This window comes from Ensifer sp. VA4 (assembly GCF_055710065.1).
In genome coordinates this window covers 469,916-491,091 of sequence record NZ_JBVQPO010000001.1, presented here as the reverse complement: position 1 = coordinate 491,091, position 21,176 = coordinate 469,916, and the positions used below count along the sequence as shown (strand labels likewise).

Here is a 21,176-nt window from a genome sequence, read left to right as displayed (position 1 = left end):
TGACGGATCCACCAAACTGCTTCTGTCACCCGAAGCTTGGTGACGGCAAAAATTGAGTTCTGCCACGTCGTCGGTCACGGCACCCGGTGGAAACGGTTGGACCGCGCTAATTGCCCTGGCGCGGTCCAACACATTCATTTTCGCACAAGTTTGACCGAATAGCCTTCTCTCGCAGTCCTGTCGGATGACTGCCGGCCAAAATGAATCTTGCGCCGCCGCCTGTGTCGGATCGCTCCGGGGACCATGTGTCCGGAACTCGCCGATGTACGTCAAGAATGTTGGGTTTTCCGTATCCGCGGCCGGACCCGAGGGAGACATGTCAGCAGTGCCAGCAGCAATGGAAGTCCGCGCCAGTAGGTGCCGCCTCGCGATCAGACGGGCATTGTCGCATCGCTGTGCTGCCGCGAGTGATCGGTCATGAGTGCGATGCTCTCCCGTTACCTCAAGGATTTCAGCGCGCCGAAGGTCGAGCTGTCGCTGATGCCTCCGAAGTATTTTCCTGACCTGGATAGCGACTATGCCGATGGCGATCGCCCCGGCGCGAGGCCAGCCATGCCGGAGATCGACATTGACGCGGAGCGCCGACGGGCCTTCGCAGAGGGCCGCGCCGAGGCGACGGCCGAACTTGTGTTCGAACATGAGCGCCAGATTGCCGACCTGCAGGCGGCCCATGCGGCTGAACTCGCGGCATTGACCCAGCGCCTCGAAGTGGAAACGGCCAGTCGCCTCGCCGAGCGTTTTGCCGACATGGCCGACAGTCTGGTCACGGCGCTCGGAGATCAGACCGCCCGGGTCCTGGCGCCGGTCATGGAGGACGCCCTCCTGCAGCGCGCCGTCGCCGACATGGCACAGATGATGAAGCAGGGCCTAGAGGCCGGCGAAGGTTGCACCCTCGTCGTCAAGGGCCCGACCCCACTCTTCGAGGCGCTGAAGCGCCAGCTCGGGGAGGACATGCCGTTGTTCCGCCACGTCGAAACCGATGACATCGATCTCGCTGTCGAAATGGACGGTACGATCCTGGTGACGCGCATGGCCGCCTGGGCCGATACTGTCCGGAAAGTTCTCGCATGAGCGACGAAAACCATCACAACGGCAAGCATGAGATCATCATCGTCAAGCGTCACAACGGCGGCCATGAAGGGCATCACGGCGGCGCGTGGAAGATTGCCTATGCCGACTTCATGACGGCAATGATGGCCTTCTTCCTCGTCATGTGGCTGATCAACGCGGCCAATGAGGAAACGAAGGCGGCGATCGCCTCCTATTTCAATCCGGTGCAATTGACCGACCAGAAGCCTGCCGAGCGCGGCCTGAAGGATCCGGCGAAGGACGCGCAGGGCGAGGAGACGCAGCAGCGCTCCAAGGTCGATGGCGAGCAGGAAAAGTCCGGCGGGTCGGCCAAGACCGGCGACCAGTTGACGGCGACCTCGGGCGAAGAAACCAAGTATTCCGACGCCGACTTCTTCGAGAACCCCTATTCGGTGCTCTCCGAAATCGCCCGCGAGGTCGGCCAGCAGGCCAATATCAGCGTCAAGGGCGAGGGCGGCGCGGCGCAATCCGGGCCGGCAACCGGAGCCGACGGCGGCGAAGCCTATCGTGATCCGTTCGATCCGGACTTCTGGACCAAGCAGGTCGAGGTGTCGGACGCGGGCAATACGACCAAGAGCGACGTCGAACTCGCCGCTGCGAAGGCGATGCAGGCGGGTGGCGCGCCGGCGGTCGACAAGACCGAGAGTGAAAAACAGGCCGAGCAGGCGAAGGCTGGCGGCACCGGCAAAACGGCCGAGAGCGATGCCGGCGACAAGCCGAAGACCGAGACCGCCGAGGCGAACGCTGAGAAGCAGGCCGAAGAACTTCAGGCTGAGCTCAAGAAAGAGCTTGCTGGCGAGGCCGGGCAACTGGCGGAAGGCCTGGTCGTAACCCCGGCCGAGGGCGGCCTCATGGTTACGATCAGCGAGCGCACGGATGCGCAGATGTTCGCCGTCGGTTCGGCCGTGCCGCAGAAGGAACTGGTGCTGGCGATGGAAAAGATCGGCCATCTGCTCGCCGAGCGCCCGGGTGCCGTCGCGATCCGCGGCCACACCGACGGTCGCCCGTTCAAGGACGGCACCTATGACAACTGGCGGCTCTCCGCTGCGCGCGCCCAAAGTGCCTATTACATGCTCGTTCGCGGCGGTCTGAAGGAAGACCGCGTCAGCCAGATCAGCGGCTTTGCCGACCGGCGGCTGCAGATCCCCGGTGACCCTTATGCCCCGGGCAACCGGCGCATCGAGATCCTGCTGCAATCGGCTCCGGGTTAAACACGATGCTGAGACGCCTGCGATCGATCCTGATGACCTGCTGCGTGCTGGCGACCCCGTTTGCAATTGGGACCGCACGCGCGAACGATATCGAGGAACTCGCGCCCTTCAAGATGATCCGGTCGCTGCAATATGTGCAGGACTCCGTGGTGCTCGGCGATCACTCCGCGATCGAGATGCAGCGTTTCATGCTCGGCGCGATCGACAAGCGGCTGCGCGCCGCCGACCCGTCGGTATTTCGTGATCCGCGCAACGTCGATGCGGCTCTTGTCTATGCGATGAGCGGCGGTAATCCGGAGACGCTGAAATACCTTTCGGATCATGACGTGGCCGGCAATTTCGATTCCCGCGTCACCGATGCGCTGCGGCAATATCTGAACGGCAAAGGCGGGCTGATCGTCGAGAACCTGTCAAAGGCCGCTCCTGAATATCGAAGCGCCCGCATCGGTCCGTATCTCTATCTCATTCTTGGCAATGCGACGTCGCAGCAGGATCCGATTGCGGCGATGAAATATTACGACTGGGCGCGCTTGACGGCTCCGGGCACGATCATCGAGGAGGCGGCCCTGCGCCGCTCCGTGTTCCTTGCGGTGCAGGCCAACGCGCCGGACAAGGGCTTCCACTACGCGCTGACCTATGCGCGCCGCTACCTGACGTCTCCCTATGCCAGCCAGTTCGCCGACGTCTTCGTCGAGCTTGCCGTCGCGCATTTCGACGGCGAGGCCCAGGGACGGATTTCCGAGATCCTCGACTTCATGGACGCGCCGCGCCAGCGCGAGGTCTATCTGCGTGTCGCCCGTCGCGCGGCGATCGCCGGCAAGCAGGCCCTGGCGAAGCTGGCTTCCGAGCGGGCCGAAGCGCTCGGGGCGGACGGGGCAGCGCAACCGAAAGTGCTTGCCGGTTTTTATGCCGGACTGGCGTCCGTTCCCTCGAATGATGTTTTTGCCGCAACGGCAAGCATAGCGGCAATACCGGACGCGGAGCTTTCGCCACGCGACCGCGCGCTGCGTGACGCTGCAAAGGCGATTGCAGATGCGGTGGTGCGGCCACCGGATGCTGAAAGCCTCGCGCAAGCGTTTGCGTCTAAACCCGATAGACCGATCGAAGCCGATGGCTCGGAAACGGGCGAGGAGACCGGCAGCGGCCTGAGCCCCTTCGGCAATGCGCCGCTCCCGGTGGCGGCAACCGAAAGGGCGGCGGAAATCGACGCCGGTGCGGCCGGCGATCCCGAACACGACGGGTTCGTGGCGAAGGGGAGGTCAAAGATCGAAGAGATCGATGCCCTTCTGAAGGGAGAAGGGAAATGAGGGCTCTGGACGATAGCCTGCGCGGTCTGCCCCCGGCCCCGGCCGGCAAGGGCAATGGGCGTGCCGGCGGCAAGGAGCAGGTGGGTGGCGCCTTGGGCAGGGCCTTCGAGGATGCCGTGGCGAACGCTGGACGGCAGAAGGCGAATGATCAGGCCAGCGCGGGCAACGGCTTCGGCGACACCGCCGCCGGCGATGACGCGGAGACCGAAGGCTTGATCGACAAGGACAACATTGCCAAGACCACCGGCCGGCACGGTGCAGCCACGCGCAGCATTGCCATCGGTCGCGACGAGCAGGCACTTGGCGAACACACGCCCCATGGTCGTTTTCCAACCGCTGAACGTGACGTCAGCGCAAGGCGCGTGGCGGGCAAGGCCGATCCGGCCAAGGCGAATGCTGATCCGATTGGTATGAGCAACGCGACCGTCCCGGACGAGCTCGCAGCGCGTATCGCGGACCTTGCGGACCGGCTGGCAAAGGCGCAGGCAAACGGCGAGGCGACGGCTGGGGCCGACGCAGACACGACAGACGGCGAGGCCGGGGAAACCACGTCGACGCCGAAGACGGATATGGACGACCTGTTGACGCTGCTTGGCGGCGGCCAGGCAATCGGGCAGGCGCCCGGCGAAACGGGCAGGACCGGCCGTCAGGCAGCGGGTGGTGCGGGAGAAGCTGCCGGCACGCATGTCGCGGGAACTGGCGAGCACGGCGCGAAGCCCGAAGCTGCGGCAGGCGAGGGCGAGCCGGATCGGCTCTTCCGTTTCGCCCGGGCCGACGGCAAGGGGCAGGCGGTAACCATGAGCCTTTCGAAGGATGGAGAGGCGGCGTTCGACGGCACCCGTTCGCAGGCTGCCAAGGCTGAGAACGTCACGGTGCTCGAGGCTCGACGCTATCTGGGCATCTCGATGAATCCGAACACGAGCGCCGTGGCGGACGCAATCGCAGGCGAAGCCGGCACCAGCGCCTTGCAGACGAGCGCGGCACTCGGCCAGCCGGGCGCATGGACCCAGGCGGGCAAGACGCTGAACACGTTGAAGATCCAGCTTCATCCGATCGAACTCGGTCTCGTCACCGCCACGCTGAAGCTCAAGGACGACGAATTGCAGGTCGAGCTGAAGGTCGAGACCGGCGAAGCGTTCAGACAGTTGCGCGACGACCAGAGCGAGATGGTGAAGGCCCTGCGCGCCCAGGGCTTCTCGGTCGATCAGGTCAATATCGTGTTCAATTCGGGCGGCGACACGTCGTCGGGCGGCGGCTCGCAGACCCAGGCCCAGGCCCAACCCGGGCAGCAGGGACGCGAGCGGGCCGACGGGAACGGTCAGGGGCGCCAGCAGCGACAGGAAGACGGCCAGGCTTCGATGGCGGAAAGGTGGGTTGGCAATGGCGGGACGGACGATGCGGCTGCCGGCACTGAGCGCTCTCGCGCTGGTCACGTCTACATGTAGTGCCTTCGCCAACGCCGGCATCTGTGAACGCGAGATCGTCAGCGCGGCGGCGAAGTACGGCATCCCTGCCGGAATCCTCTACTCCGTCGGGTTGACCGAAACGGGCCGCAAAGGCTCCCTGCAGCCCTATGCTATGAACATCGAAGGCAAGGCCTATTTCGGCACCAGCGAACAGGATGTTCTCACGCAGTTCGGCAATGCCCGTGCGCAGGGCGCCAAGCTCATCGATCTTGGCTGCATGCAGATCAACTACTACTTCCATGGCGAGCACTTCAGCTCGCCGCAGGAGATGCTTGACCCGCACAAGAATGTCGAATATGCCGCGCGCTTCCTGGCCAACCTGCACGCCAAGCATGAGACTTGGACCATGGCTGTTGCTCGCTACCATGCGGGTCCGAACAACGATCCGGCGCAGAAGAAATACGTCTGTCGGGTGATCGCGAATCTCGTCGCGACGGGCTACGGAAAGTGGACGCCGAACGCCACTCAGTTCTGCCAATAAGCAACCTTTGATTGTATTCTTGATGCCAATGCCGCATTGTGGCGACAATGCGTGGACAATGTGGCGGCAAGTGGATTTGTCGTGGTCCGTTAACTTTTCCACATTATTTTAGTGCCAACATTGGCGGGGTGCTACTAGATATAGATCAAATCGGCAAAACATGGTTAATCAATTATTAATTCCACCCAGTAACTTCCTCTAGTTGTTCATGAATCCCTCGATTCGTACCTCTCGATCAGTGCGGTGCCATACTGATTCGGAGGCGGACGAATGATCGTAGTGGTTGATGAAAGAGAGCTCGTTAAGGACGGCTATACGTCGCTCTTCGGGCGTGAAGGAATTCCCTCGACGGGTTTCGACCCCAGGGAGTTTGGCGAGTGGGTAAATGCGGCGGCTGATTCGGATATCGATGCCGTCGAGGCGTTCCTCATCGGTCAGGGCGACGCCACCTTCACCTTGCCTCGCGCCATCCGCGATCGCTCCATGGCTCCGGTCATCGCCGTCAGCGACACCCCCTCGCTCGAAAACACGCTTGCGCTCTTCGATTGCGGCGTCGATGACGTCGTGCGCAAGCCGGTTCACCCCCGTGAAATTCTTGCTCGCGTCGCTGCGATCCGCCGGCGCCTGAAGGCAATCACCAACTACACCGACATCGGTCCGATCCGTGTTTTTGCCGACGGCCGTGATCCGGAGATCAACGGTGAAGTCTTCGCTTTGCCCCGCCGCGAACGGCGCATTCTCGAATATTTGGTCGCGAACCGCGGCCGCCGCGTATCCAAATCGCAGATCTTCAACGCGATCTACGGGATCTTCGACGAGGACGTGGAAGAGAACGTCGTCGAGAGTCACATCAGCAAGCTGCGCAAGAAACTGCGCAAGAAGCTCGGTTTCGACCCGATCGATTCCAAGCGTTTCCTTGGCTACTGCATCGATTGGAATTGAGCGCCGTGCCGGAGAGCGGGCGCCGAGCCAAGACAGGTTCACGCAAGGCCCGCTTCCTAGTGTCGCCGCAACGAGGAAATGAGGATCCGATATGAGTCTCTATGGCAGCATGAGAACGGGCGTGTCCGGTATGAACGCCCAGTCCAACCGTCTGGGCACCGTTGCCGAAAACATCGCGAATGCGAACACGACGGGCTACAAGCGCGCCTCCACCGAGTTTTCGTCGATGATCCTGCCTTCGGGCGGCGGCAACTACAATTCCGGCGGCGTCGAGACGCAGGTGCGCTACAGCATCTCGCAGCAGGGCGGCACGAGCTACACGACCTCGGCAAGTGACCTCGCCATCAATGGCGGCGGCTTTTTCATCGTCCAGGGCAGTGGCGGCCAGAATTTCCTCACGCGTGCCGGCTCCTTCGTGCCGGACAAGGACGGCAACCTCGTCAACACCGCCGGCTACAAGCTGATGGGTTACGAATACAAGGCCGGCGCCGACCCGACGGTCGTCGTCAACGGCTTCGATGGCTTGACCGAAGTCAAGCTCAAGGACGAAGGCCTAGTCGCCTCCGGCTCGACCAAGGGCGCGATGGAAGCAAACCTTCCGTCGGGCGCGGCGGTCGGCGATGAATCGAAAACGTCGCTCGTCGTCTATGACAGTCAGGGCAACACCCGCATCCTCGATTTCGTCTACAAGAAGACCGGTGTGAACGCCTGGTCGCTCGAAGTCCGTGACCGCGACACCTATTCGGCAGGTCCTCCGGTAGCCGGTGTGCTCGGCACGCAGACCATGACCTTCGATGCGGCCGGCAAGCGCATTTCGGCGACGCCTGCGACGCTGACGACAACAGCGATCACGGGTCTTCCTGGCACGGGCGCCGACCTGAACGCCCTGACGATCGACACGACGAAGACGACCCAGCTCGGCGGCGACTTCACCAGCAGCGGCGGCGGCATCGACGGCAGCAAGCCGAGCAAGATGTCGGGCTTCGAGATCGACAAGGACGGCATCGTCTACGTCAAGTACGGCGACGGCAACCTGATTCCGAAGTTCCGTATCGCGCTTGCGACCGTGCAGAGCCCGGACAAACTCCTGCCGGAGTCGGGCAACGTCTACTCGCAGGGCACCGATTCCGGCGTCATCGTCACCGGTTTTGCCGGCTCCGGCGCCTTCGGCAGCATCCAGTCCAAGGCGCTCGAAAACTCCAACGTCGACATCGCCAACGAACTGACCTCGATGATCGAGGCGCAGCGCAACTACACGGCAAACTCCAAGGTATTCCAGACCGCCTCGGACCTGCTTGACGTGCTGGTCAACCTGAAACGGTAATTGAAAGAGATACGGTCCGCGTCATGTCGCTGTCCTCCGCAATATCCATCGCACAGCAGGCCTTCAGCAACACGGCGCAGCAGACCGCGATCGTGTCGAAGAACATCGCGAATGCGGGCAATGCGGATTACTCGCGTCGTCTCGCCCTCTTGGGCAGCACGCCGAACGGGGCGCAGGTCGTATCCATTTACCGGGCCCAGAACGAGGCCCTGCTCAAGCAGAGCATCGCCAGCATTGGCGAAGCCTCGGGCCAGGCCCGGCTTCGCGATGGGCTGGAACTCCTGAAGTCGGCGCTCGGCGGCAACGACTACGAGACTGCGCCGTCCAAGCTGCTCTCCGATTTCCGCAACAGTCTGCAGACCTTTGCCGCGACGCCGGGGAACAAGACGATCGCCGCCACGGCGGTCTCCGACGCGCAGGATCTCGCCGACTCGCTCAACAAGACCTCCACCACGGTGCAGGATCTGCGCAAGGACGCCGACAAGGAGATCGCGATTGAAGTCGACAAGCTGAACAGTTTGCTGGCGGATTTCGAGAAGGCCAACAACGCCGTCAAGTCGGCGACGGCCCAAGGCGGTGACGCCAGCGACGCGCTCGACCAGCGCGACAAGATCCTGAAGCAGGTGTCGGAGATCATCGGTATCTCCACCGTCACGCGCGGCAACAACGACACGGTGATCTTCACCACCGACGGCACGGTGCTTTTCGAGAACATTCCGCGTCAGGTCACGTTCGCTCCGACCACGACCTATGACGCCACCGTCACCGGAAACAAGATTTTCGTCGACGGGGTGCCGATCGCAGCCGGAAGCGGCGCCGATACCACCGCCAAAGGCAAGCTCGCAAGCTTGGTGCAGTTGCGCGACGACATCGCGCCGAAGTTTCAGTCGCAGCTGGACGAAATCGCGCGCGGCCTGGTGGAGCTCTTCAAGGAAGGCAATCCGCCGGCGATAGCCTATCAGCCCGGCCTGTTCACCTGGGGAAGCGCCGGCATTCCGGCCGCGGGCTCCGTCGTCCCCGGACTGGCGTCGAAGATCACCGTCAACGCCATGGCCAAGGCGAACCCGCTGCTGCTGCGTGACGGCGGCTTCAACGGTGTGGTCTCGAACCCAGGGGGCGCCGCAAACCCGAGCCCCGGCTATACCGATCTGCTCGATGGGTTCATCAACAAGATGGGCGAGAACATGTCGTTCGACCCGTCGACGGGTCTCGACAGCAACAGCAGCCTTTTGAACTTCGCGACCGGTTCGGTCGGCTGGCTCGAACAGACGCGCAAGACGGCCTCGACGGCGGACGACAACAAGCAGGCAATGCTGGCCCGCACCCAGGGAGCACTCAGCAAAGAGACGGGGGTCAGCATCGACGAAGAGCTGTCGCTGCTGCTCGATCTCGAACAGTCATACAAAGCATCGGCCAAGCTGGTCAGCACAGTGGATGCCATGATGGCAGCCCTTATGGAAGCCGTGAGGTAATCATGAAGACGTCCTACGTTTCTAATCTGGCGATCCAGAGCGCTATGCGCCTGACGATCCAGCAGAATCAGTCGGAGCTGCTCAAACTCACCCAGGAGCAGACCACCGGACGCCATTATGACGTTGGCCTGGCGCTTGGCGCGACGGCGTCGCGCTCGCTCAACCTACAGCGCGAACTGGACCGGCTGAACTCGATGAAGACCACGAACTCGGTGGTGACCCAGCGCCTCTCCGGTTCGCAGGGTGCGCTCGAGACCATGGCGAAGGCCGCGGAAAAGGTGCGCGACACGCTCGTCACCTACAAGGGCAACGATGCTGCCAGCCAGTTGAAGATCCAGAAGACCGAGATCATGGGCGCGCTGCAGACCTTTACCGCTGCCGCCAATACGTCCTTCAACGGCGAGTTCCTGTTCTCGGGCATCAACACCGATGCCAAGCCGGTTGCCGACTACAGCACGACACCGCCGTCGGCCGCCAAGACGGCTTTCGACAACGCCCTCTCGAGCTTCATGGCCGCCCAGGTTCCGCCCCTGACCGGCATGGACCAGTTCTCCGTCACGCAGATGCAGGACTTCATCAAGAACACGGTCGAACCGATGTTTACCGGACCGGGCTGGGATGCCAACTGGTCCGGCGCTTCGAACCAGAACATGACGAGCCGGATCAGCGCCAGCGAAGTCGTCGAAAGCTCGACCAACGCCAATACCAGCGGCTTCCGGATGTTCGCGCTGGCAAGCGTGATCTCCGCCGAACTGATGGACCAGAATGTAACGCCCGAGGTGCGCGCGGCCATCGGCGTCGCCGCGCTCGACTATGCGGAGCAGGGCATCGCCGGCCTGAACGCCGAGCGTAGCTCGCTTGGTATCTCCGAGGCGCGCGTCAAGAAGGCGAACACCTCCATCGAAGCGCAGCTCAAGCTCGTCAACACGCATGTCGCCGACATCGAGGGCGTCGATCCGATCGAGACGTCGACCCGGATCAACACGCTGAAGGTGCAGTTGGAAACGTCCTATACACTAACGTCGCGACTGCAGCAGATGAGCTTGCTTAATTTCCTCTAATATGGGGAACCGGACAAACATGAAGGATGTCTGAATGTACCAGTTTTCCTATGCCGAGATCATGGAGGACGGCGTTGCCGACTCCAAAAATCGAGAACGGCAGGTACTCGATCGCTCGATCGCGCTCATGGAAGCAGCGAAACAGCAGAAAGGGTATTCGAGAGAGGCCATCGAGGCCATCTACTTCACCCGGCGCCTGTGGATCCGTTTCATCGAGGACCTGCGCGCTCCGGAAAACCAGCTCAACGAAGAGCTGCGCGCCAATCTGATTTCGATCGCCATCTGGATACTCAACGAGACGGAGAAGATCCGCAAACGCGAATCCTCCAACTTCCAGGGCATAATTGACATTACCACCATCATCAGGGATGGACTGAAATGAAGAGCACACTGCGTATTTCGCTGAAGTCGGGCGAACGGATCTTTGTTAACGGCGCGGTGCTTCGCGTGGATCGCAAGGTTGCGGTCGAATTCCTGAATGATGTGACCTTCCTGCTCGAAAACCACGTGCTGCAGCCGGAAGATGCAACCACGCCGCTGAAGCAGCTCTATTTCATCGCGCAGATGATCCTCATCAATCCGGAAGGCGCGGAACAGTCGACCGCCATGTTCCGCAAGTCGATCGTCATGCTGCTCAACTGCTTCAAGAACGAAGAGGTCCTGGCCGAACTGAAGCGTGTCGACGGTCTCGTCACCAACGGCCGCGCCTTCGAGGCGCTGAAGGCGATCCGCGGCCTGTACCCGATCGAAGACCGCATCCTCAACACGCAGGAAATCACGCCGGCGACGGTCGAGCAGATTCGCAAGGAAATCGCACCATGGCGGTAAGCGGCGTCAACAACAACAGCTACACGCCGATCGTTTCCGGCCAGGATTCGGGCGGCGACGCCGCCAAGGCATCGCTCAACTATGAGAGCTTCCTGAAGCTGCTCGTCGCCCAGATGAAGAATCAGGATCCGACGCAGCCGATGGATGCGACACAGCAGATCGCCCAGCTTGCGACCTTCTCGCAGGTGGAGCAGACGATCAAGACGAACAAGAACCTCGAAAGTCTTCTGCAGCGCACCTCGCTCAGTGAAGCGGATGCCGTCATCGGCCGTACCGTCACCAGCGAGGATGGCAAGACCACTGGCGTGGTTAAGGAAGTGAAACTATACTCCGACGGAATCATTGCGGTGCTCGATAGTGGCAAGGAGCTCATTATCGGCCCGGGCGTCAAGGTGAAGTGACACAACCATGAATGAGGCGGATGCCCTCGATATCGTACAGGCCGCGATCTGGACCGTGATCGTGGCCTCGGGCCCCGCCGTTCTCGCCGCCATGATCGTCGGCGTCGTCATCGCCTTCATTCAGGCGCTGACCCAGGTCCAGGAAATGACCCTTACCTTCGTCCCGAAGATCCTTGCGGTCATGATTACCGTTGCGGTGTCCGCCCCCTTCATCGGCGCCCAGATCTCCATCTTCACCGACATCATCTTCTCCCGCATCCAGTCCGGCTTCTGACCGCGCACGGCGCGACGCGATCCCAACGTCTCGCCCCCGTGAAACCCTCGCGCAAGCTTGGGCCGTTATCTCCGTTTCTATAGTGGGGCAGCGCGTGTGAATGCTGCCTAGTTCTCATGATGAGACGGAAGAGACATGGCACAACAGGCAGCGCTGATCATCCCGAAAGTGGCACCGAAGGGCCGGGACGTCGGCTTCGCGCTCGGGATCGTGGCGATCCTGTCGATCCTCTTCCTGCCGATCCCGACTTTCATGATCGACCTGGGGCTGGCCTTCTCGATTGCCTTTTCCGTGCTGATCCTGATGGTGGCACTGTGGATTCAGCGCCCGCTCGAATTCTCGTCCTTCCCGACGATCCTGCTGATCTCGACCATGGTGCGGCTGGCGCTGAACATCGCCACGACCCGCGTGATTCTTTCGCACGGTCATGAAGGGCACGGTGCTGCCGGCGGCGTCATTTCCGGCTTTGCCAGCCTCGTCATGTCCGGCGATTTCGTCATCGGTCTGATCGTCTTCCTGATCCTCATCACCGTGAACTTCATCGTCATCACCAAGGGTGCGACGCGCATCGCCGAAGTCGGCGCGCGCTTCACCCTCGATGCGATCCCCGGCAAGCAGATGTCGATCGACGCCGACCTCTCGGCAGGCCTGATCGACGAGAAGGAAGCGCAGCGCCGCCGCCGCGAGCTGGAAGAGGAGAGCTCCTTCTACGGCGCGATGGACGGTGCCTCGAAATTCGTGCGCGGCGACGCGATTGCCGGCCTCATCATCACGGCGATCAACATCTTCGGCGGCATCATCATCGGTTATCTCCGCCACGGCATGCCGATCGGCGAAGCGGCCGACGTCTTCGTCAAACTGTCGGTCGGTGACGGTCTCGTCTCGCAGATCCCCGCCCTGATCGTATCGCTCGCCGCCGGCCTGCTCGTTTCGCGCGGCGGCACGGCCGGCTCGACCGATCAGGCGGTCGTCGGCCAGCTCGGCGGTTATCCGCGCGCGCTGATGGTTGCCTCCGGCCTCATCATTCTCCTGTCCGTCGTTCCCGGCCTGCCTTTCCTGCCTTTCGCCGTGCTCGGCGGCGGCATGGCGTTCCTGAGCTGGCTCGTACCGCGCCAGATGGAAGCGGCGAACGCTGCCCGCCGTGCCGAGGAGGCCGCCAAAGCGCAGCAGACCAAGCAAGGTGAGGCGGATTCCGTCAAATCGGTGCTGAAGACCGCCGAGATCGAACTTCTTCTCGGCAAGCAGGTCTCGACCCGCCTGCTCGGCGCGCACCAGGAGCTGGCCTTCCGCGTCGGCAAGATGCGTCGCAAATTCGCCGGGCAGTACGGCCTCGTCATTCCGGAGATCAAGGTTTCCGACGACATCAGCATTCCGGACAAGGCTTACCATATCCGTATCCACGGCACGACGATCGCGTCGAATACCGTGCGCGTCGGCGAAGTGCTTGTCGTGACCGGCGGCGGCCGCCGGCCGAGCGTGCCGGGCGACGAGATCCGCGAACCCGCCTTCGGCATGCCGGCGGTCTCGATCCTCGAAACCTTCACCGAAGACTTGAAGCGCGAGGGCTTCCATCCGATCGACAACGTCTCGGTGGTGCTGACGCATTTGAGCGAAGTCATCCGCAACAACCTGCCGCACCTGCTTTCCTACAAGGACGTAAAGGTGCTGATCGAGCGTCTCGATCCGGAATACCGCAAGCTTGCCGACGAAATCTGCACTTCGCACATGTCCTATTCCGGTCTTCAGGCCGTGTTGAAGCTGCTGCTTGCCGAGCGCGTCTCGATCCGCAACCTGCACCTGATCCTCGAAGCCGTCGCCGAACTTGCGCCGCATGTGCGCAAGACCGAGCAGATCGTCGAGCACGTGCGCGTGCGCATGTCGCAGCAGCTCTGCGGCGATCTTGCCGACAACGGCGTGCTGCGCGTGCTCAGGCTCGGCAACAAGTGGGACATGGTCTTCCACCAGGCACTGAAGCGCGACGCCAAAGGCGAAGTCGTCGAGTTCGACATCGACCCGCGCCATCTGGAAGAGTTCAGCGAACAGGCGACCAAAGTTATCCGTGAACATCTCGATCGCGGCATGCCCTTCGTGCTGGTAAGTTCGCCCGAATCCCGCTCTTATGTTCGCATGATCATCGAGCGTCTCTTTGCCACTTTGCCCGTGCTCTCGCATGTCGAGCTTGCCAAGGGCCTCGAGATCAAGATCATCGGCTCGATTTCATGATCACCGACCCTGAGGGCACGGTGCTGGCGCTGTTTGCGGCCTTCTGCCGGATCGGCGGCTGCATCATGATCATGCCCGGGTTTTCTTCTGCCCGTATTGCGATGCAGGTCCGGCTGTTCATCGCGGTTGCCGTGTCCATGGCGATCCTTCCGGTCATGTGGACGGACATCTATCCGCAGGTGACCGGCAAGGGACACACCTATATCTACCTGATCGCCGCGGAGACGGCCGTCGGCGCCGTCATGGGGCTCGTTGCGCGCTATTACGTGCTCGGGCTGCAGTTCGCCGGCACGGCGATCACCATGTTGATGGGTTTCAGTCCGCCGCCCTCGTCGGACGTGATCGAGGACACGCCCGAGAACCAGTTGACCAGCCTCATCAGTTTCGCCGGGCTGATGGTGCTCTTCATGCTCGATTTCCATCACGTGATGATCGAAGCGATCGTGCAATCCTATCGCGCCATGCCGATCGGCACCGCCTTCGATCCGCAGGGCGTGCTGATCACGCTCACGGATTCTCTGGCGCAGACCTTCATGATCATGTTGAGGCTCGCGAGCCCCTTCGTCATCTACGGTCTGCTGTTCAACGTGGCGATCGGCATGGTGAACAAGCTTGCGCCGCAGATCCCGATCTACTTCATCTCGCAGCCCTATCTGATCATGGGCGGCCTGTTCCTGCTCTACCTCGGCATCGCTGCGATGCTGCGCCTGTTCGGCGACGGTTTCGCGCCGGTGATGCAGGGAGGATAGCGAATGAAGACGCGTTCGCAGAAGCTCAAACGCCTGGTCGCCGTCCAGCGCCATCTCGAACAGATGGCCGAGGCCGACTATGTCGAGATGGTGCGGCAGCGCGAAGTGCTGGCCGAGACGATCGACGTGGTCGTCGACGCCATGGGCTCGGCCCACCCGATGCACCGAATGTTTTCCGGCCACTATTCCTCGCAGGTCGGGCGCCTCGTGCAGAAGGACCAGATGCTGCTCGGCATCCAGCAGACGCACGAGGCGCGAATGCTGAGGGAGCGGGCAAAGGCCGACCGGCTGGAGGAAAACATGAAGGATGCGCGGCAGTCCGAGGAGCGCGAAGAGGCCGACAACTCCATCTATGACCTGATCGATCAACACCTTACAGGACAGGCGCCAGCTTCCGGTAAGGTTGACGGGCGATAGTACGCCATCCGGGGATGCTCCGACGGTGGAGCAATGCCGGTCCGACTATTGCCTTTGTGCATCGCCGTCGGTCGATGCAGGCTCGATTTTGAGAGGATTCGTCATGGCCATCTCTCCGCCCAGCGACCTGGTGATGGATGTCGTGCGCGCCGCCGACCCGACCGAAGTGCAGGAAGCGCAGGCGCGGTTGAAGGCTAATCGCGCCGCGTTCAAGGCGACGAGCCTTGCGGAGAATGGCAACGGGTTTGCCGCCGCCGTCAATATCCTCAATTCTTCCGAAGGGTCGACCGGGCTCGGCGACATCAACAATCGTGTCGAGCAGAAGAAGATTCCCGAAACCTATCGCAAGTTCGAGGCCATGGTGCTGCAGAACTTCGTGAAATCGATGTTGCCGACGGACAGCGAAAACGTCTTCGGCAAGGGGACGGCCGGCGACATCTGGAAAAGCATGATGGCCGAACAGATCGGTGACGTCCTGTCGAAGAACGGCGGGATCGGCATCGCCGATCAGTTGGCGAGCGGCAGCGCGACAGACCGGGTCCAGGCCTCGCTCGACGGCAACAGCCGGAACCTCGCCGCAAGCCTCGTGCAGGAATACGAGCGCAAGACGCTGACCGGCTTTGCGACCGACGACAAGAACAAGCGGGCCTAGAGCGGAATGAGGAAAAGTGTATGCAGCTTTCCGCCCGCATCCCGCTCTAATTCATAGGAATCGATCATGTTTATGATTTGGGCCGATCCGACCCAAATCATCGTGATCCAATTGGGAGTTGATTGATGGAAGCTGTGGCATCCAATGACGTCCGGATCCAGAACGTGCTCGGGCGACTGGAAATGATCCTCGACAACGAGAACAGCCGCATCGGCATCGACCCGGAATTCGACATCAAGACGTCGAACGCGCACAAGAGCCGTTGCCTCTACGAACTGACGATGTTGCATCGCGACATGCAGCCGGGAGAGACGTCGTCGACTTTCGCCTCGCACGCCCGTCATCTTCGCGACAAGCTGGCGATCAACTCGCAGAAGGTGGAAGCGCATCTCGAAGCGGTGCGTTCCGTCGTCGATCTCCTGAAGACCGCCGCACAGGATGCCGATGCGGACGGCATCTATTCCGAAGCGCAGTTCCGCTATAGCGATTTCTGATGCTGAAGCTCATTCTCACCGGGGTCTGGGTCTGCGCGGTCACGCTCGGATCGGTTTATTTCTCGATGCAGAGCGCCTCGGCGCCCGCCGTCCCGGACGGCGAGGCCGCCCGGCGCGCATCAGAGCAATATGTTCCCGGTGAGATGATCACCATTCCGGTCATCAGAGAAGGCTCCGTCCAGGGCTATTTCCTCACCAAGCTTTCCTTCTCGGCGACCAAGGCGGGGATCAACAATGTTCGTGCCCCGCTCCGGCAGATGGTCACCGACGAGCTCTACGATCTGCTCGTCGGCTCGAAGTTCATCGACGTTGCCGATACCGGCACCTTCGATCTGCCGACTTTCAAGACCACGGTGAAGGATGGCCTGAACAAGAAGCTCGGCGAAGAGGTCATTACCGAGGTGCTCGTCGAGCAGCTCGAATACCTCACCAAGGACGACGTCAAGCGCGTCGCCAACAGCCAGAACGTGCCGCGGCAGAAGCCGGTTCCGATCGTCGACAAGAACGGCAATGTTGCCAGCGACAAGCTGCCGGAAGGCGCCGTCAAGGCGAGCAGCACGCATTGACCGGAGAAAGGCGGGGTTTGGCCGCTCGCTTTCCGATCTCGATCATTTCATTTTGACGTTACGACATTCTGGAGGGAAAGCCGTTCCGGGCTTTCTCGGAAACGCTGTTCGGAACCCTGCTTCCGTCAGTTTTTCTCAGGGTTGCGGTACTGTTCGTTGACGAGGCCGAACTCTGCCATCAACCGGCCGAGTGCCACATAGAAGTGGTAGAGCCCGGCGCCTGCCAAGCCGCTCTTGCTCCAAAGCTCGAGGCCGCGCGGGACCGATGCACCGAGCAGTGCCAAGGATTTGCCGAAGGTTTTCATTCGCCCGCGGAAGCTCGGGTCGCGTCGATGTTCGAGCATCGTCGAGATCGCGCCGTTGCGCAGGCTGCGCGCGCGAATCCAGGATGCGCTGGTTCGGCGTGCCGGCACGGTCTCGGCGACCCAGGCATCGGCAGCCCAGGCGAAGCAGAATCCCTGTTCCTTGCTCCGGCTGTAGAAATCCGCGTCGCCGCCGCCGATGAAGTTGAATGCCGGGTCCAGGAACGGCCGCGGCATGGTGTCGAGCACGGGCCGGGTAATGAGCACGTTGCCGGAGGAATAGAGGATCGGCACCGGCCCGGTCGTATCATAGTGGGGCGTGAAAACCGGATGGCGCTTCCATTTCTGCCCCCCGTCACCCTCGAAGACCGGGAGTTGCGGCCCCCCGACCATGTCCGCCCCCGTCGTTTCCTGTACCGTGATGAGGCAATCGAGCCACTCGGGTGCCGCAATCTCGTCGTCATCGATGATCGCGATCGCCTTGAGATTCGGATAGGTCTCGAGCGCCATCGACCAGCCGGCATTGTAGGCATGGCAGTTGCCGCGCTGGTGCGCGACGATGACGATCGATTCGGATGGATGGCCCAGGAAAAAGTCCTTGGCGGCCTGAGCGCCGGCCAAGCCTTCATCGTCGTTCTCCACCACGACGGTGGCAAAGGAGACGTCAGGCCTCTGGGAAACAATGGTTTTCAGCGTCTTGACGACGTGTTCGGGCCGGCGGAACGTCGGCAGCACGACGACGATTTCGATGTCGCCGGCATCTTCCAGTTCTGTCCGGAAATAGACGGAAATGTCCTGGCCGGTCGACGTCATGGCGAAACCTGTGCAAGCAAAATTGACGGTCAATACAACAAATCTTCCTAAACAGATGCTGAACCCGTCCGGCGGATTTTGAAAGGGGGCTTTAAGTGCTCTTTCACCTCATGCTGCTAAGGAAGTGCCCAGCTCCATTCATGACGTGTGGCAAAATGCATCTTGTCCTGGTTTCTTCGCTCGTTCCCGTCGCCAATCCGGCGTCCGGATTCGACATCGCCAACCGGGCCGTGCTTGACGGTCTGCGTGCGCTCGGTCACCGGGTCACCGTCATTGGTTTTCTCCAGCCGGGACGCACGCCCGCGCACGATTGCGAGATGCATCTCCTCGGCGAGCTCGAGGTCACCAATGCCCGGGTCGGCACGCTTCAGAAGCTGCGCTGGCTCGCGACCGCCTTCCTCAACCGCACGTCGGTTTCATCCGGCAAGATGCTCACGGTATCGGCAAACCGGATTCAGTCGATCCTCGACAGCCTCGCCCCGTTCGATGGGCTGGTGCTCAACTCGGTGCAATTGCCGGCTGCATTCGCGCAGGTCTTCCGACCCTATCCGTCGATCTATGTCGCGCACAATGTCGAGGCGGATTCCGCTTTCGAGAACGCCGAGCGGGCAAAGGGAACCATCGAGCGCTTTCTCTTCCGGCGCGAAGCGCAATATCTCGAACACTACGAGCAGCACCTGGCGCACAATGCGGTCGCCGTCTGGACTTTTGCCGAGGCGGATCGTTTCGGCTTCGGCCGCGCCGTCAGTGAGCGGGCCTTCGTTCTGCCGCTGGTAACGGGTTGGGGCACGCCGATGGCCCCGGCCGGCGAACCGGATCAACACCCCGGTCACGATCTCGGCCTGATCGGCACGTGGAGCTGGCGGCCGAACAGGCTGGGCCTCGACTGGTTCCTCACCGAGGTTGTACCGCATCTGCCGGAGGACATGTCGATCGCGATCGCCGGTCAGTTGGATGGCGTGCCTTCGGTCTCTCACCCGGGCGTCCGTTTCGTCGGGCGGGTGCCGGAGGCGCGAGCCTTCATCACCGAAAGCGCGGTCATCCCGCTCATCAGCCGCGGCGGCACCGGCGTGCAGCTGAAGAGCCTCGAGACCTTTGAACTCGGCATGCCCTGCGTGGCAACGCAGGCGTCGTTGCGTGGCATCGATGCGGTTCCCGACAATTGCTCCGCGGCCGACGATCCCTCGGAATTCGCGCGGCTTCTGGTCGACAAGGTCGCAAGAGCGCGTGCCGGCGACCGTCAACGTCTCGACGGCTCGGCCTTCCATCGTGCCCAGAAAGTGAGACTGATGCGGGTGATGCGCAATGTGCTGGTGGGCTTTGCGCCTGCGAGCGCCGCGGAGGGGCCGTCGCCACCGCCGGACTTGACGGTCCATGAAGGGGGGCGGTCGTGACGAAGACCGTTGCCGCAAACAACGTTTCTCTGTCGCGGCGTCTGATCCTCGGAATGCCGGTCGTCGATCTCGGTTGGGCGAAGGCGTTCGCCTTCGCTGCCGAAGCGCTTTCGCGGCCGAGCGGGCAAACGGTCCTCGCCTTCCTCAATGCGAACAATGCCAACCTGATGATGCGTGACGCGGAGTACCGGGCGGCGCTGGCGCGCCAAGTGGTCTTTCCGGATGGGCACGGTGTCGATATCGCTTCCTATCTTTTTTACGGCCGCATGTTTCCTGCCAATCTGAATGGCACGGACTTCGTGCCGGCATTGCTGACCTATGTCGAGAGGCCGCTGCGCATCGCGATGATCGGTGCGCGGCCGAAAGTGCTCGCGCGCGCCGCCGAGAACTTTCGCGCGCATGCGCCGTGGCACGAGTTCGTGCCGGTTTCGGATGGCTTCTTCGACCGCGAACGGTCGCGGGAGATTCTCGCTGAAGTCCGCGCGTCGAAGGCCGATATCCTGTTGGTCGCGATGGGCAGTCCGGGCCAGGAGAAATGGGTCGATGCCCATGTCGGCCCCCAGGATGCCCGGCTCGTCATCACCGTCGGTGCGCTTTTTGATTTCGTTGCGCAGGAGTTTCCGCGGGCGCCGAAATTCCTGCGCCGGCTGCGGCTGGAATGGTTCTTTCGCCTGGCGATGGAACCGCGGCGCATGTGGCGCCGCTACGTTCTCGGAAACCCGCTTTTCCTGTGCCATGTCCTCTGGCACAAATTATCGGGACGTTCGCGCGATACGATCGCCGACACCAGCCTTCGAACGGGAACATCGTGAACGGTCAGACCATGCGCACTGCGGTTGTCACAGCGTCCTATGCGAACGATTTCGAGCGGTGCCGGCTCATGTGCGAAAGCATGGACCGCAAGCTCCAGGGCGACTGGAAGCACTATCTGCTGGTCGCCGACTTCGACGTCGCGCTCTTCCGGCAACTGGAAGGGGCGCGGCGGGTGGTCGTCAGCGAGCGCGATCTGTTGCCCTGGTGGTTGCATCCGGTCACGGATCCCTTGTCCGCCGGCCGCAGGAAAGTGTGGCTTAGTCCTTTCGGCCTGCCGCTGCGTGGCTGGCACGCACAACAGCTTCGTCGTCTGGCGCTCGCGCGCCATATCGACGAGGCAATGATGTTTGCGGTCGACTCCGATGTCGTCTTCCTGCGTCCCTTCGATCCCGCCAGCCTCTGGCACGCGGATCGGTTGACGCTCTACCGCAAGGATGGAGCGATCGACGCACATATGCGTTCCAACCATCTCGCGTGGCTCGCCCATTCCGACCGCCTTCTCGGCATTGGTCCCTATCGGCTGCCGGCCAACGACTACATCAACACGCTGATCGGCTGGCGCACGGACACGTGCCGGAAACTGCTGGACCATATCGAGGCGCGGCACGGGCGGAACTGGGTGCGGGCGATGACACGCACGCGTGCCTTCTCCGAATGCACGATCTATGGCCGCTTCGTCGACGAGGTGCTCGCCGGGGAGGGGCATGTGCCCTCCGATGCCGCGCTCTGCCACGTGCTCTGGTTCGAGGACAGTTACCGGCAGGACCTTGCCGGCCTCAGGGATTTCCTGAAGGACATGGCGCCCCACCAGATCGGCATCGGCGTTCAATCCTTCGTCGGGCACGACCTCGACGACATCCGCCGGGCGGTCGTCGAACTCGCCGCCTGAAGTTCGGC

23 protein-coding genes are annotated in these 21,176 nt (G+C 62.1%); 22 read left to right on the top strand and 1 reads right to left on the bottom strand.

What is annotated here, in order from left to right; genetic code table 11:
* Positions 1-417 precede the first annotated feature (417 nt).
* The 19 genes from AC0C6X_RS02290 to AC0C6X_RS02200 all read left to right on the top strand — a co-directional run bounded on the left by AC0C6X_RS02290 (position 418) and on the right by AC0C6X_RS02200 (position 16,957).
* Positions 418-1,071, top strand: a complete 654-nt coding sequence (locus AC0C6X_RS02290) for a hypothetical protein (protein WP_472951706.1) — start codon at positions 418-420, stop codon at positions 1,069-1,071.
* Entirely contained in the window at positions 1,068-2,300 is a 1,233-nt protein-coding gene (locus tag AC0C6X_RS02285; RefSeq protein ID WP_472951704.1) for a MotB family protein, read from the top strand. Before AC0C6X_RS02290 ends, AC0C6X_RS02285 begins: the two co-directional genes overlap by 4 nt.
* A 5-nt stretch (positions 2,301-2,305) precedes the next feature.
* Positions 2,306-3,607, top strand: coding sequence for a chemotaxis protein MotC (motC, locus tag AC0C6X_RS02280; RefSeq protein ID WP_472951702.1), 1,302 nt, complete (start codon positions 2,306-2,308; stop codon positions 3,605-3,607).
* The gene (locus AC0C6X_RS02275; RefSeq protein ID WP_472951700.1) at positions 3,604-5,052 is read left to right on the top strand and encodes a flagellar hook-length control protein FliK; all 1,449 of its coding nucleotides are present in this window, start codon (positions 3,604-3,606) and stop codon (positions 5,050-5,052) included. Before motC ends, AC0C6X_RS02275 begins: the two co-directional genes overlap by 4 nt.
* Positions 5,003-5,554, top strand: coding sequence for a transglycosylase SLT domain-containing protein (locus tag AC0C6X_RS02270; protein WP_173518078.1), 552 nt, complete (start codon positions 5,003-5,005; stop codon positions 5,552-5,554). Before AC0C6X_RS02275 ends, AC0C6X_RS02270 begins: the two co-directional genes overlap by 50 nt.
* Before the next feature lie 270 nt (positions 5,555-5,824).
* Positions 5,825-6,496: a transcriptional activator Rem gene (gene rem, locus AC0C6X_RS02265; protein WP_173515614.1), complete on the top strand. Its 672-nt coding sequence runs from the start codon at positions 5,825-5,827 to the stop codon at positions 6,494-6,496.
* A 91-nt stretch (positions 6,497-6,587) separates the two neighbouring features.
* On the top strand, positions 6,588-7,820 hold the full coding sequence (locus tag AC0C6X_RS02260; protein WP_173515615.1) for a flagellar hook protein FlgE: 1,233 nt from the start codon (positions 6,588-6,590) through the stop codon (positions 7,818-7,820).
* 23 nt (positions 7,821-7,843) lie between these two features.
* Positions 7,844-9,292, top strand: a complete 1,449-nt coding sequence (gene flgK, locus AC0C6X_RS02255) for a flagellar hook-associated protein FlgK (RefSeq protein ID WP_472951697.1) — start codon at positions 7,844-7,846, stop codon at positions 9,290-9,292.
* A gap of 2 nt (positions 9,293-9,294) precedes the next feature.
* The gene (locus tag AC0C6X_RS02250) at positions 9,295-10,353 is read left to right on the top strand and encodes a flagellar hook-associated family protein (protein WP_247958099.1); all 1,059 of its coding nucleotides are present in this window, start codon (positions 9,295-9,297) and stop codon (positions 10,351-10,353) included.
* Positions 10,354-10,387: 34 nt separating this feature from the next.
* Positions 10,388-10,735 (top strand): flagellar biosynthesis regulator FlaF, encoded by a 348-nt coding sequence (flaF, locus tag AC0C6X_RS02245; protein ID WP_034800744.1) that lies wholly within the window; start codon positions 10,388-10,390, stop codon positions 10,733-10,735.
* Positions 10,732-11,181 (top strand): flagellar biosynthesis repressor FlbT, encoded by a 450-nt coding sequence (gene flbT / locus AC0C6X_RS02240; RefSeq protein WP_173515618.1) that lies wholly within the window; start codon positions 10,732-10,734, stop codon positions 11,179-11,181. The genes flaF and flbT overlap by 4 nt, the downstream gene beginning before the upstream one ends.
* Positions 11,172-11,582 (top strand): flagellar hook assembly protein FlgD, encoded by a 411-nt coding sequence (gene flgD, locus AC0C6X_RS02235; RefSeq protein ID WP_173515619.1) that lies wholly within the window; start codon positions 11,172-11,174, stop codon positions 11,580-11,582. Before flbT ends, flgD begins: the two co-directional genes overlap by 10 nt.
* Before the next feature lie 7 nt (positions 11,583-11,589).
* The gene (gene fliQ, locus AC0C6X_RS02230; protein ID WP_043624946.1) at positions 11,590-11,856 is read left to right on the top strand and encodes a flagellar biosynthesis protein FliQ; all 267 of its coding nucleotides are present in this window, start codon (positions 11,590-11,592) and stop codon (positions 11,854-11,856) included.
* A 135-nt stretch (positions 11,857-11,991) separates the two neighbouring features.
* Positions 11,992-14,079 carry a flagellar biosynthesis protein FlhA gene (flhA, locus tag AC0C6X_RS02225; RefSeq protein ID WP_173515620.1) on the top strand — a complete coding sequence of 696 codons (2,088 nt, stop codon included), beginning with the start codon at positions 11,992-11,994 and terminating at the stop codon, positions 14,077-14,079.
* A complete protein-coding gene (fliR, locus tag AC0C6X_RS02220) occupies positions 14,076-14,828 on the top strand; it encodes a flagellar biosynthetic protein FliR (RefSeq protein WP_472951692.1) in 753 nt (250 codons plus the stop codon). The genes flhA and fliR overlap by 4 nt, the downstream gene beginning before the upstream one ends.
* A gap of 3 nt (positions 14,829-14,831) precedes the next feature.
* A complete protein-coding gene (locus AC0C6X_RS02215; RefSeq protein WP_429812493.1) occupies positions 14,832-15,245 on the top strand; it encodes a hypothetical protein in 414 nt (137 codons plus the stop codon).
* Positions 15,246-15,348: 103 nt separating this feature from the next.
* Positions 15,349-15,897 (top strand): rod-binding protein, encoded by a 549-nt coding sequence (locus AC0C6X_RS02210; protein ID WP_173515623.1) that lies wholly within the window; start codon positions 15,349-15,351, stop codon positions 15,895-15,897.
* Positions 15,898-16,022: 125 nt separating this feature from the next.
* Positions 16,023-16,391, top strand: a complete 369-nt coding sequence (locus AC0C6X_RS02205; RefSeq protein ID WP_173515624.1) for a hypothetical protein — start codon at positions 16,023-16,025, stop codon at positions 16,389-16,391.
* The gene (locus AC0C6X_RS02200) at positions 16,391-16,957 is read left to right on the top strand and encodes a hypothetical protein (protein ID WP_472951689.1); all 567 of its coding nucleotides are present in this window, start codon (positions 16,391-16,393) and stop codon (positions 16,955-16,957) included. The genes AC0C6X_RS02205 and AC0C6X_RS02200 overlap by 1 nt, the downstream gene beginning before the upstream one ends.
* A 125-nt stretch (positions 16,958-17,082) precedes the next feature.
* Here the strand turns inward: AC0C6X_RS02200 and AC0C6X_RS02195 are convergent, their stop codons facing one another.
* Positions 17,083-18,072: a glycosyltransferase family 2 protein gene (locus AC0C6X_RS02195; protein WP_173515626.1), complete on the bottom strand. Its 990-nt coding sequence runs from the start codon at positions 18,070-18,072 to the stop codon at positions 17,083-17,085.
* A 155-nt stretch (positions 18,073-18,227) separates the two neighbouring features.
* On the opposite strand from AC0C6X_RS02195, the gene AC0C6X_RS02190 reads away from it, so the two are divergent.
* From AC0C6X_RS02190 to AC0C6X_RS02180, 3 genes are read left to right on the top strand one after another with little or no spacing between them, the layout of a single operon-like run.
* Complete coding sequence (locus tag AC0C6X_RS02190) at positions 18,228-19,466, top strand: glycosyltransferase (protein ID WP_247958096.1); 1,239 nt, start codon at positions 18,228-18,230, stop codon at positions 19,464-19,466.
* Positions 19,463-20,278, top strand: coding sequence for a WecB/TagA/CpsF family glycosyltransferase (locus AC0C6X_RS02185; RefSeq protein WP_247958095.1), 816 nt, complete (start codon positions 19,463-19,465; stop codon positions 20,276-20,278). Before AC0C6X_RS02190 ends, AC0C6X_RS02185 begins: the two co-directional genes overlap by 4 nt.
* A gap of 11 nt (positions 20,279-20,289) precedes the next feature.
* Positions 20,290-21,168, top strand: coding sequence for a DUF6492 family protein (locus AC0C6X_RS02180; RefSeq protein WP_247958255.1), 879 nt, complete (start codon positions 20,290-20,292; stop codon positions 21,166-21,168).
* The last annotated feature ends 8 nt before the right edge of the window (positions 21,169-21,176 follow it).

Coding starts and splice junctions, on each gene's coding strand:
- AC0C6X_RS02290 (WP_472951706.1), top strand. CDS start 418: ATGAGTGCGATGCTCTCCCGTTACCTCAAGGATTTCAGCGCGCCGAAG.
- AC0C6X_RS02285 (WP_472951704.1), top strand. CDS start 1,068: ATGAGCGACGAAAACCATCACAACGGCAAGCATGAGATCATCATCGTC.
- motC (WP_472951702.1), top strand. CDS start 2,306: ATGCTGAGACGCCTGCGATCGATCCTGATGACCTGCTGCGTGCTGGCG.
- AC0C6X_RS02275 (WP_472951700.1), top strand. CDS start 3,604: ATGAGGGCTCTGGACGATAGCCTGCGCGGTCTGCCCCCGGCCCCGGCC.
- AC0C6X_RS02270 (WP_173518078.1), top strand. CDS start 5,003: ATGCGGCTGCCGGCACTGAGCGCTCTCGCGCTGGTCACGTCTACATGT.
- rem (WP_173515614.1), top strand. CDS start 5,825: ATGATCGTAGTGGTTGATGAAAGAGAGCTCGTTAAGGACGGCTATACG.
- AC0C6X_RS02260 (WP_173515615.1), top strand. CDS start 6,588: ATGAGTCTCTATGGCAGCATGAGAACGGGCGTGTCCGGTATGAACGCC.
- flgK (WP_472951697.1), top strand. CDS start 7,844: ATGTCGCTGTCCTCCGCAATATCCATCGCACAGCAGGCCTTCAGCAAC.
- AC0C6X_RS02250 (WP_247958099.1), top strand. CDS start 9,295: ATGAAGACGTCCTACGTTTCTAATCTGGCGATCCAGAGCGCTATGCGC.
- flaF (WP_034800744.1), top strand. CDS start 10,388: ATGTACCAGTTTTCCTATGCCGAGATCATGGAGGACGGCGTTGCCGAC.
- flbT (WP_173515618.1), top strand. CDS start 10,732: ATGAAGAGCACACTGCGTATTTCGCTGAAGTCGGGCGAACGGATCTTT.
- flgD (WP_173515619.1), top strand. CDS start 11,172: ATGGCGGTAAGCGGCGTCAACAACAACAGCTACACGCCGATCGTTTCC.
- fliQ (WP_043624946.1), top strand. CDS start 11,590: ATGAATGAGGCGGATGCCCTCGATATCGTACAGGCCGCGATCTGGACC.
- flhA (WP_173515620.1), top strand. CDS start 11,992: ATGGCACAACAGGCAGCGCTGATCATCCCGAAAGTGGCACCGAAGGGC.
- fliR (WP_472951692.1), top strand. CDS start 14,076: ATGATCACCGACCCTGAGGGCACGGTGCTGGCGCTGTTTGCGGCCTTC.
- AC0C6X_RS02215 (WP_429812493.1), top strand. CDS start 14,832: ATGAAGACGCGTTCGCAGAAGCTCAAACGCCTGGTCGCCGTCCAGCGC.
- AC0C6X_RS02210 (WP_173515623.1), top strand. CDS start 15,349: ATGGCCATCTCTCCGCCCAGCGACCTGGTGATGGATGTCGTGCGCGCC.
- AC0C6X_RS02205 (WP_173515624.1), top strand. CDS start 16,023: ATGGAAGCTGTGGCATCCAATGACGTCCGGATCCAGAACGTGCTCGGG.
- AC0C6X_RS02200 (WP_472951689.1), top strand. CDS start 16,391: ATGCTGAAGCTCATTCTCACCGGGGTCTGGGTCTGCGCGGTCACGCTC.
- AC0C6X_RS02195 (WP_173515626.1), bottom strand. CDS start 18,072: ATGACGTCGACCGGCCAGGACATTTCCGTCTATTTCCGGACAGAACTG.
- AC0C6X_RS02190 (WP_247958096.1), top strand. CDS start 18,228: ATGCATCTTGTCCTGGTTTCTTCGCTCGTTCCCGTCGCCAATCCGGCG.
- AC0C6X_RS02180 (WP_247958255.1), top strand. CDS start 20,290: ATGCGCACTGCGGTTGTCACAGCGTCCTATGCGAACGATTTCGAGCGG.